Raw genomic sequence first — 12847 nt, forward strand, 5'->3', positions numbered from 1 at the left:
TTAAAAAAATTAGAATTAATTTTCTACTTTGGTGATGATGGCATCGCCCCAAAGTTCTTCGATATCGTAATACTCACGAGTCTCTTTTTGGAAAATGTGTACTACTACTGTTACGTAGTCTACTAAAACCCACATGGCGTTATCTGTACCTTCTACATGCCAAGGTCTGTCTTGAAGGTCGTTACGTACTTTCTTCTCAATAGATCCTGCTAATGCTGATACTTGAGTGTTGGAATTTCCGCTGCATATAATAAAAGTTTCTGCTACCGAGTTTTCGATTTTTGTGAGATCGAAAATCATTACATCTTCTCCTTTCACATCTTGAATAGCTTCTACTATTTTATCTATTAATTGTTGTTTTTCTGTCGTGTTGCTCATTAAAAAATACTATAATCTGCAAATTTATTGTTTTTCTTTTACTTTAGACTTACTTTAGCCGACCAATTAGTCATAAATTTTTCTTAAATGGAAGACCTATTTTATCTTGATCACTGCTCTTCTACTAATGACGAAGTAGTTTCATTTTTACTTTATCCGAATTCAAATTTTATTGCAGCGCATACTTTTAATCAAACTAAAGGGCGAGGTCAATACGGAAATCTTTGGAAATCGGTTGCTGGTAAAAATTTAGCATACAGTTTAGCAATCAAATGTGAGTCTGTAAAAGTCTCTCATTTTTTATTCAATTATTATACCGCAGTGTTGGTAAAGAAGTTTATTGCCAATGTGACTGATAAATCTGTAAAAATAAAATGGCCGAATGATATCATTGTTCAGAACAAGAAAGTATGCGGTATTCTTTTGGAAAAAAAGAAAATTAAAGGAAATCAATATTTTATAATCGGTATCGGAATTAATATTTTGCAAGAAGAATTTGATGATATTTCTAATGCTGGATCACTTTATACACAGACTAAGGGTTGTTTTGATCTTAAAGAGTTTACTGAAGATTTCCATATTTTCATGACGCAAAATTTAAAGTTGATCCCTTCTGAGTCTGAAATTTTAAATTTATTTAATAAGAATTTATACAAAAAAGATGAAATATCTGTTTTTGAAAAAGAAGAAGTAAGACAAAATGGCATTATTCGTTTTGCCGATGAAAACGGTGAAATTCATATTGAATTTGAAAATGGAGTTCAAAGTTTTTATCACAAAGAAATAAAACTTCTTTACTGATTGGCTCTTTTTAAGTATAAATAAAGTGTTAAAGGGAAGAAAGTGATATTGGGTAACCACATCGCTAATGCCGGGGAAATTGCCTTGTTTTCTGAAACTACTTTTAAAGCTTCGAAAGAAAAAACAAAGACAAAAGCCAATGAAATACCGATGGCAAGATTTACACCCAATCCTCCTCTTTTTTTCTGGGAAGCTAGCGAAAGCGCTAAAAATGTAAGCAAAACAATAGCAACAGGCATTGAAGTTCTCTGGTGCAATTCGTTGAGATGAGAATTGAGGTTGCTGTTTCCTTTTTGTCTCTCTCTATGGATGAAATCGAGTAATTCTGGTGTAGGTTTGTTTTGGCCTAAAAGTTCATTGGGGAATAGCTCTTCTGGAGCTTGACCGTAGTTTTTTCTTATTTCAGATCCGCTTCCAAGTTTTTCTGTATCGTTTTTATTGATGGTTTTCTCCATGTAATTGCTCAGTACGAACTGTTTTTTCTTGGTGTCCCAAACTGCATCGTTGGCTTTTAATTCATAAGTTAGTTTTCTGTTTTTATCAAATTTTTGATAGACAAAACCATAACCTCGATCATCTTTTTTGTTCCAAGAATTAACGAAAATATATTCGTTTTTGCTCAATTGTGCTGAAACTGGTGCTGTGCCGAGGATTTTATCTTTTTTTGTGGCGTTGTAAGTATAGGCTTCAAGCTCATTTTTCTTCATATTGGCCCACGGTAAAACAAGGTGGTTTACGGTAAGTGAAATAAGAGCGATAAATAATGAGGTAATAAGATAAGGCCTTGCAAATCTATGAAAACTCGCGCCACTGCTTATGATAGCAACAATTTCGGTATTGTTTGCCATTCTGGATGTAAAATAAATTACCGAAATGAAAACTAATATCGACAAAAAAGTCACCACTAAATTGATGATCCAAAATGGATAAAAATGAATGAGAAAATAGGAGAGGTTTAGTTTGGGGTCTAGGGCAGTTGCATTTTCAATTCTTGGGATTTTTTGCTGAACATCAATAACCAAAACAACTATAGAAAGCAAAATAAGCATGAAACTAAATGTTCCAAGGTATTTTCTAACGATATATCTGTCTATAATTTTCAGCATGGGTGATTTTTTTTAAAGTCTTTGTCTTAAAATAGGCACTACAGAATTTTTCCATTCGTAGAAATCTCCTGCCAAAATATGTTCTCTTGCTACTTTTACCAAGTCTAAGTAAAATGCAAGGTTATGAATAGAAGCGATTTGCTTTCCTAAATATTCTTTAGATACAAATAAATGTCTCACATAAGCTTTAGAATATTCACGATCAACAAAACTTGTCCCAAACTCATCTAGCTGAGAAAAATCATTCTTCCATCTTTCGTTTTTCATGTTCATAACGCCGTTCCATGTGAAGAGCATTCCGTTTCTGGCATTTCTGGTGGGCATTACACAATCCATCATGTCAATTCCCAAGCCTATTGACTCCAAAATGTTCCATGGTGTACCAACTCCCATCAAATATCTTGGTTTTTCTTTTGGTAAAATATCCGTCACTTCATCGGTGATTCTGTACAGTTCATCTTCGGGCTCGCCTACAGATAGTCCGCCAATTGCATTTCCTTCTGCACCTGCCTCTGCTATAACTTCTGCCGAAATTTTTCTTAAATCAGAAAACGTAGAACCTTGAACGATAGGGAAAAATGTTTGTTTGTAACCGTATAATTCAGGATTTTTTTCGTTCCAATCCATGCATCTTTTTAGCCAGCGGTGAGTCATGTCCATAGATTTTTTCACTTGATTGTAATGTGCGGGATAAGCAACGCATTCATCAAAAGCCATGAAGATGTCTGCGCCAATTTGTCTCTGGATTTCCATTGATTTTTCTGGAGTGAACAAGTGAACGCTTCCATCAATATGAGATTTGAATTTCACTCCTTCCTCAGACATTTTTCTGGTTCCTGAAAGCGAAAAAACCTGAAAGCCTCCAGAGTCTGTAAGGATGGGTAAATCCCAATTCATAAATTGATGAAGACCACCTGCAGCCTGCATCACATCCATTCCTGGGCGTAGGTAGAGGTGATAGGTGTTTCCGAGAATAATTTGCGCTTTTATATCGTCTTTTAGCTCTCTTTGATGTACTGTTTTTACACTGGCAACAGTTCCTACAGGCATGAAAATAGGAGTTTGAACTTTTCCGTGAGCGGTATTCAGTTCTCCGGCTCTTGCTTTTCCTTGAGAGGTTTTTTCTATAGTAAAGAAATTCATTTATATTTTTTAAATCTAAATAATTGTGAGAGATGAAGTTTATAATTCGTAAAATTATCTTGCGAAAGAAGGAATGTTTTGATTGGCTTTCAATTTTTCTTTTACGTGCTTTTCAGCTTTTGGATCTTTTTCAAGAAGAATTTTTTGTGCCTGTTCTACGATTGATTTCATTTTTTGGTTCACCACGTAATACCTGTAGCTTTCAACAAAATCATTGGCTTTTACCTTGTGGTTTTTAAGGATAAATCTTGTTCCGCTTTCGAGGTTTTTCCCTTGATATAAAAAGCTTACCTGGTCGTTGATTGCCATTTCTGCCATCAATTCTGCCATTGTGTCTTGGGTAAGAAGATTTTTTGGTTTGTCAATATATTCTTTACAAGAAAATAGCAACAAAAAAATAAAAAAACAAAATATCTTTTTCATAACCTGCCGATTATAGATTTCCATTTTAAATTTAAAACTCCAAAAACAGCTTCGTGAATTATTCCACCGTTCATTTTGCTTTCTCCTAAAATTCTATTGGTAAATATAATAGGAACTTCAACGATTTTAAAACCTTTTTTCAAAGTTCTGAATTTCATTTCAATTTGAAAGCCGTATCCTTTTAATTTTATATTGTCTAAACCAATTTCTTCTAAAACTTTGCGTGAGAAGCAAACAAAACCTGCTGTAGTGTCATGGATGGGAAGACCGAGAACAAAGCGCACATATTTTGAAGCAAAATAGGAAAGAAGTACTCTTCCCATTGGCCAATTCACCACATTTACTCCTTTAGAATAACGAGATCCAATCGCCATATCTGCATTCTTGCAGGCCTCAAAAAGTTTGGGTAAATCTGCAGGGTTGTGAGAAAAATCTGCATCCATCTCAAAAATGTAGTCATATTGATTCTGAATTGCCCATTTAAAACCATGGATGTAGGCTTTTCCTAATCCGTCTTTCACTTTTCTCACAGAAATGTGGAGCGTGTGTGGGTATTTTTTCTGTACATCTTTCACGATATTTGCTGTTCCATCGGGAGAAGAGTCGTCTACCACCAAAACGTGAAACTCATCTTCCAATGCAAAAACAGCGGAAATTATCTTTTCAATATTTTCCTTTTCGTTGTATGTAGGGATGATAACGAGTTTTTTCATTTCAATTTGCAAAGATAGTTTTTTTAGACTTTCTATTTTATACAAAATAATCTATAATTTTGCAAAAAAATTCCTTTGCTACTATCAAAGACTTTTATTGACCCTGTAAGATTCCCCGAAAATAATGATTGGGTGGTTTTTATATTAATAGGAAGCATTTTTCTATACATTTTCATGATGAATGTTATTGAGAGAGAGGCTAATCTAAAAGATTTTCTTTTCCAAAAATATTTTGACTCTAGCAATAATCTTCCCAATTGGATTATTACTTCTGTTGTTTTTGTTTTTGTGATGTCGGCTTTAATCTCTCAATATGTACCTATTATTCCGCAGTTTATTGTAGAAAATCAGATTTTCGGATATCATTTAAATAAATTGGGATATACTTTGGCAGTAGTTTCACTTTTTTATTTTGCGAGAACGAGTTTGAGTTTTCTTTTTTACCATAGTATAGGCGATGGCAAAAAGTGGAATGTTTTTTATTTTACATCCACAAAAATGCAGTTTGTGCTTAGTATACTCTTGATGTTGCTTTGCGTAGGGCATTACTATTTCCCTGTGGAGAAGAATAAGGTGTTTGAAGTGTATGTGGTATCTTTTTGTTTTGTATTCATTTTCAAGGTGTTGTTTTATATGTTTCATAAAAATAATATACTGCCTCAAGAATGGTATTATAAATTTTTGTATATTTGCACCCTTCAAATAGCACCTCTTTTGATGCTATGGAAACTTTTATTTTTCTAATAAAACTACAAGATGAGAATAAAGTCTATTTTGGTTTCTCAACCAGCGCCCAGCGAGTCTTCTCCGTATTTGGAAATTGCGAAAAAGGAAAAGATTAAGATTGATTTTCGTCCCTTTATCCACGTCGCAGGAGTAGATAACAAAGAATTAAGAACTCAGAAAATTGATCTTACTCAATATACAGGGATCATTTTCACGAGTAAAAATGCAGTAGATCATTATTTTAGATTGGCCGAAGAGCTAAGGTTCAGCGTACCAGATACCATGCGCTATATCTGTCAATCTGAAGCTATCGCAAACTATTTGCAAAAGCACATTGTGTATAGAAAAAGAAAAATCAGCTTTGGGGAAAAGAACTTTGCTGATCTTGCACCGCTTTTCAAAAAATTTCCTTCAGAGAAATATCTCTTGCCTTCATCCGATGTTTTGGGGCCAGAAATTCCTAAAACTTTAGATGCTGCCAATATAGAATGGACGAGAGCGATAATGTACCGAACTGTGTGCAGTGATCTTACTGATATTAATATTGCGAATTATGATATGTTGATTTTCTTTAGTCCACAAGGTATAAAGTCTTTACAGCAGAATTTTCCGGATTTCAAACAAGAAAACACGAAAATTGGTGTTTTCGGTCCTACTACTTCAGCGGCTGCAGAAGAAGCAGGTTTGAAAGTTGACCTCATGGCGCCTACCAAAGAAAATCCATCAATGACGATGGCTTTAGAAAAGTACATAAAAGCACTTCATAAATAAAAAAAGAAGTCTTACAAAATAGTAAAGCCGTCTTTCAAGAAATAGAAAGATGGCTTTTTTAATTAAATTTGAACAGAATTTAATATTGAAAATGATTTTGAGATTAAACGAACTTTAAAAGATCAAAATGAAAGCACCACAGGCAAAAAAAATAGAAAAAATTCTAGAAATACATGGCGATAAAAGAATCGACAATTATTTTTGGATGAACGAAAGAGAAAATCCTGAAGTTGTAAAATATCTTGAAGAAGAAAATGCCTTTGCGGATTTTGTTATGAAAGATACAGAGTCTTTTCAGAATGAGCTTTTTGAAGAAATGAAGGCCCGTTATAAAAAAGATGACGAATCTTTGCCGTATCTTTTCAATGAATATTGGTACATCGTACGTTATGAAGAAGGAAAAGAATATCCCATTTTTTGCAGAAAATACCAAAGTCTAGACAATACGGAAGAAATTCTTCTTGATGTAAATGTTTTAGCAGAAGGACAAGATTATTTTGAAGTGGGAAGTGTGGCGGTTTCTCCCAACAACGAGTTGGCCTCTTTTTCTAGTGATAACGTAAGCCGAAGAATTTATACCATTAATTTCAAAAATTTGAAAACAGGAGAGATTCTTCCTGATAAAATTGAAAATACAACTGGAAAGGCGGTTTGGGCAAATGATAATCAACATGTATTTTACATAAGAAAAGATGATAGTTTAAGGGCTTTTCAGGTGTACAGACATCAGCTGGGAACAGATTCTTCACAGGATATTCTTATTTTTCATGAAAAAGACGAAACTTTTGATGTAAATGTTTTTAAAACTAAATCTTTAGAATATATTTTCATTGCAAGTTCAAGTACCATTTCAGATGAGCATAGGTTTATACCATCAAGTGACGTTTTTGCAGATTGGATCATTATTCAACCTAGGATTGATGATTTGGAGTATTCTGTAGAGCATTATGAAGACGAATTTTACATCATTACCAACGCAGACGATGCTACTAATTTCAAAATCGTAAAAACGAAAATAGATAATTGCGGTATGGAAAACTGGGTAGATGTGATTCCGCATCGTCCGGAAGTTTTACTGGAAGGTTTTGAAATATTTAAAAACTATCTTGTCATTGAAGAAAGAGAAGAAGGACTTCTACAAATAAAAATTATAGCTGAAAAAACGCAAGATTCATATTATTTGCCTTTTTCAGATCCTACTTATACAGCTTATATTGGTACAAATCTTGAATTTGACACCGAGGTTTTACGTTATGGTTACACTTCTCTTACACAGCCAAGCTCTACGTATGAATTTAATATGAAAGATCAAACTACAGTTCTTCTAAAGCAACAAGATGTTTTAGGCGGAAAATTTGATCCCGAAAACTATATTTCTGAGAGAATTTGGGCAGACTCTAGAGATGGAGAAGCGAAGGTTCCTATTTCTTTGGTTTATCATAAAGAGACAAAAAAGTGTGCAGAAACACCTGTTCTTTTGTATGGCTACGGAAGCTACGGTCACACAGTAGATGCTAGTTTTTCTAATGTAAGATTATCAATTTTGGATCGTGGGTTTATTTATGCAATTGCTCACATTCGTGGAGGAGAATATCTAGGAAGAGAATGGTATGAAGAGGGTAAAATGCTGGAGAAGAAAAATACTTTTTTTGATTTTATAGATGCAGGAAAACATTTAGTAAAAGAAAATTATACTTCATCAAAACATTTATATGCCATGGGCGGAAGCGCCGGAGGTTTATTGATGGGAGCAGTAATCAATTACGAGCCATCTTTGTTTAACGGAATTGTGGCGCAGGTGCCTTTCGTAGACGTTATTACAACAATGCTTGATGAGACGATTCCTTTAACAACAGGTGAGTATGACGAATGGGGGAATCCCAACGATGAAGAATACTATCATTATATGAAAGACTATTCACCTTATGATAATGTGGAAGCTAAATCTTATCCGAATATGTTGATTACTACTGGTTTTCACGATTCTCAAGTGCAATATTGGGAACCTGCGAAATGGACAGCCAAATTGAGAGAATTTAAAACAGACGAAAATATTCTCATTTTCAAAACCGATATGAGTGCAGGACACGGCGGTGCAAGTGGTAGATTTGAATCGTTAAAAGAAGACGCTATGGAATATGCGTTTCTTCTAAAATTAGAAAATAAATAAGATGATCAACGAAAAAGAATCTTGGGAGAAAATTCAACAGTTTTTTACAGAAAATTTTGATACGGAAAAAAATGCGCCCGTGGAAACTTATCTTTTTCTCATTGGTCTTCAAGAGTTGGGAAGCGGACAGCAAAAATACACCAAAGATGATAAGGTAAACCTTATTCATATTGCAGTTTGTAGACTTTTAGAACCATTTGGGTACTACAAATTTTCTCATTATGATGATGATGGGTATCCGCATTGGGAAGAATTAGAACCACTCCCGGAACTGAGGGCAAATGAGCAGCAACTTTTGATGAAAAAAGCCATTATTCAGTATTTTCAGGATGAAGAATTGGTTTGAGAATTTGATAATGTACCAATTTGAAAATTAAAATTGCTCTAAAAAAAATGGAAAGTAACACGACTCTCCATTTTTTTTATTTTCAAATTATCTCATTTTCAAATTTTTAAATTGAAAGAATTTCTTCGAGCTGATTTAATCCTGTTTTAAAGCCTTCCTCAAAACCCATTTCAATCTGTTTTTTCATATCGTCTTCTGAGTGAAAATGAATATTTATGGTCATTTTCGTGCCTTCTTTTACGCCAGTAAAACCAAATAGCCATTTAGACTCGTTGAAATCTGAATTTAAATTTCCTTTTTCATCACAAAAACAAGCGAGGCCGTCAAAACTTCTATTTTCTGTAATTTCACCATATTTCATTTGAGAATAATGCCTTTGGCCGTCTGTATCAACCATGGAATAATACCAAATTCCTCCTTTACTAAAGTTTTGATTTTTTGTGTCGCATTTCCAAGGTTTTGGTGCCCACCAAAGATCTAAAAATTCAGCTTTCGTGAAATAATCCCACACTTTTTTAACTTCAGCATCATAAATCTTAGATACATAGACTGTTTTCTCATCAAAATCTTTATTGAAAATAATATCTGTACTCATTGTTTCTTCTTTTATTGAGGTTTAATTACCAATTTTCTTACCATTTTTTAATTAAATTTTAATCCTATATTTATAATTAAATGTTAAAACCTATAATTTTAAGATAAATTATATAATTAATTGGCGTGTATTTTGTTTATAAAATCTTAAAATGTTTACTTTTAACATTCTTAACGCTGCTATGTAATGAATAATAAGTTTATTCCTATAATTTCGGTCTTTATGACCATTTCTCTTATCGTTTTTGTAACCCTTCAGTTTTATTGGTTGAAGCGTTATTATACTGCGTTGGAACAAGATTTTTCAAATAAAGTATATTCGGTTTTAGAAAATTCTGCCAAGACAGTTTCAGATCTTGAAGTTAAAAAATATCTTAATGAAGATTATAAAAATTTCAGAGATAATATTTTAGCCAATAAAAATCAACCTACTTTAACGACGATTCAACAAGTAGAAGATTCTGGCAGTCAAAGACAAATTATTTATTCTAAAAATTTGATTGAAAGAGTGCAATTGCCACTTTCCCAAAGGGGAGATACCTTAAACCTTACCAAATTATACAGTGACGATGCCGCTTACAAAGTAAAAAAAGATACTACAAAACGGGAAGCCCTCACTTCGGAAATTAATCAAGATATTCAAAATGGTGATTATACCATGAAAGAGTTTGTAAAAGTGAATGGTAACAATCTCCCTATAAATAAAAGAGTAGATAAAAAAACGCTGGATTCTGTCATCTCAAAAGAGTTGAGAATGAAAGGGATTACTGCAGAATATGGTTTTGGAGTGATGGATAAAAACAGCAAACCTACCATACTTGAATCTAAAATATTTAAAGATAAAAAAGAGAGCAACAGTTATTCATATCCTTTGTTTACAGATACAGACGACCGTACACTTTACACATTGGCACTTGTTTTTCCTAAAAAAGAATATTCTTTGGCAATGAACAACTGGCCTATGCTTTTAGGTACGTTTTTATCACTTCTTACGATTTTGGGAATCTATATTATATCAATTAATTATATGATGAGGCAGAAAAAATTGGCAGAAGTGAAAACAGATTTCATCAACAATATGTCGCATGAATTTAAAACACCTTTGGCTACCATTTCCGTTGCTACAGATTCTTTAGCGAATGATAAAATTGCAACCAATCCGGAAAAAGTAAGGTATTATTCCGCTTTAATTAAGCAGGAAAATATTCGTATGAAAAAGCAAGTGGAAAATGTTCTCAATATGTCTAAACTTGAACGTAATGAAGTGAAGCTCTTCTTGAAGGAAACCAATGTAAGAGAGCTTATAAAGGCCACTACAGAATCTTTTAATCTTATCGTAGGACAACGAAACGGTAGTTTGAAGCAAGAATTTAATGCCACCAAATATATTTTTAAAATTGATGAGTTTCATATTTCAAATATGCTGGTGAATCTCTTAGATAATGCCAATAAATATTCTCCCGAAACTCCGGAAATATTAGTTACCACAAAAAACGAAGGTAATTGGTATGTGATTGAAATTTCAGACAAAGGAATGGGCATGGAAACTCAAAATAAAACTAAGATTTTTGAGAAGTTCTTCCGTGAAGAAACTGGAAACATTCATAATGTGAAAGGGCAGGGTCTTGGTCTTTCTTATGTGAAAAAAATTGTAGAATTGCACAAAGGACAAGTGATTGTAGATTCTAACAAAGGTGAAGGAAGTTCTTTTATCATCAAACTGCCAATGGCATAATTATAAATGATGAGTGATCAATATTAAATAATTTGTAAACCAACTTTAAATTAAATAAATAAAAATATGAGCAACAGAATATTATTAGTAGAAGACGACCAAAGTTTCGGGGCAGTACTAAAAGATTATCTTACCATCAACAATTTTGAGGTAACATTAGCCGTTGATGGAGAACAAGGTTTGAAAGAATTTACAGAAAACGAATTCGATATCTGTATATTCGATGTCATGATGCCAAAAAAAGACGGTTTTTCTCTAGCAGAAGATGTAAAGAAAATCGATAAAAATACACCAATCATTTTCCTTACTGCAAGAAATATGCGTGAAGATATTTTGAGAGGATACCAATTGGGTGCTGATGATTATATTACCAAACCATTTGATACAGAATTACTTCTATACAAAATAAAAGCAATTTTACAAAGAAGTTCTACTCTAGAGAACGAAGAGCAAGAGCAATTTAAAATAAGTAATATTTTCTTCGATTCTATGTTGAGACAGCTAAGAGTTGGCGACAACGAATATAAACTTTCTCCAAAAGAAAATGAACTTTTGAAATTGCTGTGTCTCCACAGAAACGATTTTATGCCAAGAGATTTGGCATTAAGAAAAATCTGGAAAAAAGAAAATTATTTTACCGCAAGAAGCATGGATGTTTATATTGCTAAATTGCGAAAATTGCTTAAAGATGATGACGGTTTAGAAATCATCAACGTTCACGGCGAAGGATTTAGGCTTTTAGTTAAAAATTAAAATAGTTTTTTAAACAATTTAAAATCCAAATTAGCAAAGCATTTAAAAATGTTTTGCTAATTTTGTTTCCAAAGGATTTGATTCATTATGAAAAATATATTTTTAGCTCTGTTTTCAGCAACATTTTTGGCGGTATCTTGTAAAAAAGATGAAAAGCCAACCTACATAAAAGATGAAAATGGAGTTCAACAACCAACTGCACTACTTAACAACAGCCCAAAAGCGTCGTTGATAAATCAGGCAGGCGTAGCTAATAATCCCACGGTTCCCCAAGGTATGCAGCAAATTTCTGCGCCTCCAGGAATGCTGAATCCCGCTCACGGCCAACCAGGGCATCGCTGTGATATAGCAGTAGGACAGCCTTTAAATGGGCAGCCATCACAACCATCACAACCGCAAACTACCACCGCCACAGCTCAAAATGTAAGTGCAGGGCAAACCATTACTATAGATCCCAATTCTGTAACTCCAGGGAAAATAATCGTCGATAGTAAAGGAAAAGCTGCGAAAACTGCTTCAGGCATGAATCCTCCACACGGAGAACCAGGTCATAGATGCGATATTCCTGTAGGGAAGCCATTGAATAGCAAACCAGCGCCTCAAGCTGTTGCGCAAAACAACGTTCAGGTACAAGCACCACAGCCAGTAACAACAGCTCAACCTGCAGTGGCAAACACAGGTCCAAAGCCGGCAACCAATCCCGCTCACGGACAGCCTTGGCATGATTGTGCAAAGCAAGTGGGTGCGCCCTTATAATAATTTTTGTAACTTTGCCCTGTGAAACCAATACAGATTTTATTAATTATCTTTTGCTTAGGAATTTTTTTGATTCCTAAAGATAATTTTTATGCTCAGGCTTCACACGAAAATTGTTGCAAAAAAGAATCTAAAACAATGGCTTGTTGTGAAAAAAAACACAATGAGCACAGTTCTAATGACAGTAAGAAAGACCATCAATCATGTAAAGATGATTGTTGCTCGTTTTGCGGTACATCTACTACCTTTGCGCAAACTATTTTTACAAAAAGCAATTCTTGGGACATTCCCGTTTTTTCAACCATTCAAAAAAGTCAGTTTCAGTACGCTGATCCTTTTATTTCAAACAGTTTAGAAGAAATTTGGCAGCCGCCTAAATTAGGTTAATTAGAAAAAATGCAGCTATGTATCAGTTTAACACTCTATAAATGA

General features: G+C 33.8%; 15 protein-coding genes. 9 read left to right on the plus strand and 6 right to left on the minus strand.

Annotated features, from left to right (window positions below; genetic code table 11):
• Positions 1-15: 15 nt before the first annotated feature.
• Positions 16-378 carry a ribosome silencing factor gene (gene rsfS / locus BW939_RS01895; protein ID WP_076449254.1) on the minus strand — a complete coding sequence of 121 codons (363 nt, stop codon included), beginning with the start codon at positions 376-378 and terminating at the stop codon, positions 16-18.
• Between the two features lie 87 nt (positions 379-465).
• Here rsfS and BW939_RS01900 point away from each other — a divergent pair, with 87 nt between their 5' ends.
• Positions 466-1179, plus strand: a complete 714-nt coding sequence (locus BW939_RS01900; protein WP_076449256.1) for a biotin--[acetyl-CoA-carboxylase] ligase — start codon at positions 466-468, stop codon at positions 1177-1179.
• On the opposite strand, the gene BW939_RS01905 is transcribed toward BW939_RS01900, so the two are convergent.
• From BW939_RS01905 to BW939_RS01920, 4 genes are read right to left on the minus strand one after another with little or no spacing between them, the layout of a single operon-like run.
• Positions 1173-2282 (minus strand): LptF/LptG family permease, encoded by a 1110-nt coding sequence (locus tag BW939_RS01905; protein ID WP_076450091.1) that lies wholly within the window; start codon positions 2280-2282, stop codon positions 1173-1175. The genes BW939_RS01900 and BW939_RS01905 overlap by 7 nt on opposite strands.
• Positions 2283-2297: 15 nt before the next feature.
• Positions 2298-3428, minus strand: a complete 1131-nt coding sequence (gene tgt, locus BW939_RS01910; protein WP_076449257.1) for a tRNA guanosine(34) transglycosylase Tgt — start codon at positions 3426-3428, stop codon at positions 2298-2300.
• Between the two features lie 54 nt (positions 3429-3482).
• The gene (locus BW939_RS01915; RefSeq protein ID WP_084566566.1) at positions 3483-3851 is read right to left on the minus strand and encodes a DUF4296 domain-containing protein; all 369 of its coding nucleotides are present in this window, start codon (positions 3849-3851) and stop codon (positions 3483-3485) included.
• Positions 3848-4564: a polyprenol monophosphomannose synthase gene (locus BW939_RS01920; protein WP_076450094.1), complete on the minus strand. Its 717-nt coding sequence runs from the start codon at positions 4562-4564 to the stop codon at positions 3848-3850. Before BW939_RS01920 ends, BW939_RS01915 begins: the two co-directional genes overlap by 4 nt.
• A 75-nt stretch (positions 4565-4639) precedes the next feature.
• Here BW939_RS01920 and BW939_RS01925 point away from each other — a divergent pair, with 75 nt between their 5' ends.
• From BW939_RS01925 to BW939_RS01940, 4 genes are all read left to right on the plus strand, one after another.
• Positions 4640-5308: a DUF4271 domain-containing protein gene (locus BW939_RS01925; protein ID WP_105170175.1), complete on the plus strand. Its 669-nt coding sequence runs from the start codon at positions 4640-4642 to the stop codon at positions 5306-5308.
• A 12-nt stretch (positions 5309-5320) separates the two neighbouring features.
• Entirely contained in the window at positions 5321-6061 is a 741-nt protein-coding gene (locus BW939_RS01930) for a uroporphyrinogen-III synthase (RefSeq protein ID WP_076449261.1), read from the plus strand.
• Positions 6062-6188: 127 nt separating this feature from the next.
• The gene (locus BW939_RS01935; protein ID WP_076449263.1) at positions 6189-8231 is read left to right on the plus strand and encodes a S9 family peptidase; all 2043 of its coding nucleotides are present in this window, start codon (positions 6189-6191) and stop codon (positions 8229-8231) included.
• Between the two features lies 1 nt (position 8232).
• On the plus strand, positions 8233-8577 hold the full coding sequence (locus tag BW939_RS01940) for a hypothetical protein (protein ID WP_076449265.1): 345 nt from the start codon (positions 8233-8235) through the stop codon (positions 8575-8577).
• Between the two features lie 106 nt (positions 8578-8683).
• On the opposite strand, the gene BW939_RS01945 is transcribed toward BW939_RS01940, so the two are convergent.
• Positions 8684-9172: an SRPBCC family protein gene (locus tag BW939_RS01945; RefSeq protein ID WP_076449267.1), complete on the minus strand. Its 489-nt coding sequence runs from the start codon at positions 9170-9172 to the stop codon at positions 8684-8686.
• Positions 9173-9358: 186 nt separating this feature from the next.
• Between BW939_RS01945 and BW939_RS01950 the strand changes: the two genes are divergently transcribed.
• From BW939_RS01950 to BW939_RS01965, 4 genes are all read left to right on the plus strand, one after another.
• Positions 9359-10906, plus strand: a complete 1548-nt coding sequence (locus BW939_RS01950; RefSeq protein WP_076449269.1) for a sensor histidine kinase — start codon at positions 9359-9361, stop codon at positions 10904-10906.
• A 66-nt stretch (positions 10907-10972) separates the two neighbouring features.
• The gene (locus BW939_RS01955) at positions 10973-11659 is read left to right on the plus strand and encodes a response regulator transcription factor (RefSeq protein ID WP_076449270.1); all 687 of its coding nucleotides are present in this window, start codon (positions 10973-10975) and stop codon (positions 11657-11659) included.
• 87 nt (positions 11660-11746) lie between these two features.
• The gene (locus BW939_RS01960; RefSeq protein WP_076449273.1) at positions 11747-12415 is read left to right on the plus strand and encodes a hypothetical protein; all 669 of its coding nucleotides are present in this window, start codon (positions 11747-11749) and stop codon (positions 12413-12415) included.
• A gap of 21 nt (positions 12416-12436) precedes the next feature.
• Positions 12437-12802 (plus strand): hypothetical protein, encoded by a 366-nt coding sequence (locus BW939_RS01965; protein ID WP_076449275.1) that lies wholly within the window; start codon positions 12437-12439, stop codon positions 12800-12802.
• Positions 12803-12847 lie beyond the last annotated feature (45 nt).

Source organism: Chryseobacterium piscicola (assembly GCF_900156685.1).
Lineage (GTDB): Bacteria > Bacteroidota > Bacteroidia > Flavobacteriales > Weeksellaceae > Chryseobacterium > Chryseobacterium piscicola.

Bases quoted from the DNA above. Each gene is read 5' to 3' on its own strand.
- BW939_RS01935 (WP_076449263.1), top strand. From the start codon at position 6,189: ATGAAAGCACCACAGGCAAAAAAAATAGAAAAAATTCTAGAAATACAT.
- rsfS (WP_076449254.1), bottom strand. From the start codon at position 378: ATGAGCAACACGACAGAAAAACAACAATTAATAGATAAAATAGTAGAA.
- BW939_RS01920 (WP_076450094.1), bottom strand. From the start codon at position 4,564: ATGAAAAAACTCGTTATCATCCCTACATACAACGAAAAGGAAAATATT.
- BW939_RS01955 (WP_076449270.1), top strand. From the start codon at position 10,973: ATGAGCAACAGAATATTATTAGTAGAAGACGACCAAAGTTTCGGGGCA.
- BW939_RS01930 (WP_076449261.1), top strand. From the start codon at position 5,321: ATGAGAATAAAGTCTATTTTGGTTTCTCAACCAGCGCCCAGCGAGTCT.
- BW939_RS01940 (WP_076449265.1), top strand. From the start codon at position 8,233: ATGATCAACGAAAAAGAATCTTGGGAGAAAATTCAACAGTTTTTTACA.
- BW939_RS01945 (WP_076449267.1), bottom strand. From the start codon at position 9,172: ATGAGTACAGATATTATTTTCAATAAAGATTTTGATGAGAAAACAGTC.
- BW939_RS01900 (WP_076449256.1), top strand. From the start codon at position 466: ATGGAAGACCTATTTTATCTTGATCACTGCTCTTCTACTAATGACGAA.
- BW939_RS01915 (WP_084566566.1), bottom strand. From the start codon at position 3,851: ATGAAAAAGATATTTTGTTTTTTTATTTTTTTGTTGCTATTTTCTTGT.
- BW939_RS01960 (WP_076449273.1), top strand. From the start codon at position 11,747: ATGAAAAATATATTTTTAGCTCTGTTTTCAGCAACATTTTTGGCGGTA.
- tgt (WP_076449257.1), bottom strand. From the start codon at position 3,428: ATGAATTTCTTTACTATAGAAAAAACCTCTCAAGGAAAAGCAAGAGCC.
- BW939_RS01950 (WP_076449269.1), top strand. From the start codon at position 9,359: ATGAATAATAAGTTTATTCCTATAATTTCGGTCTTTATGACCATTTCT.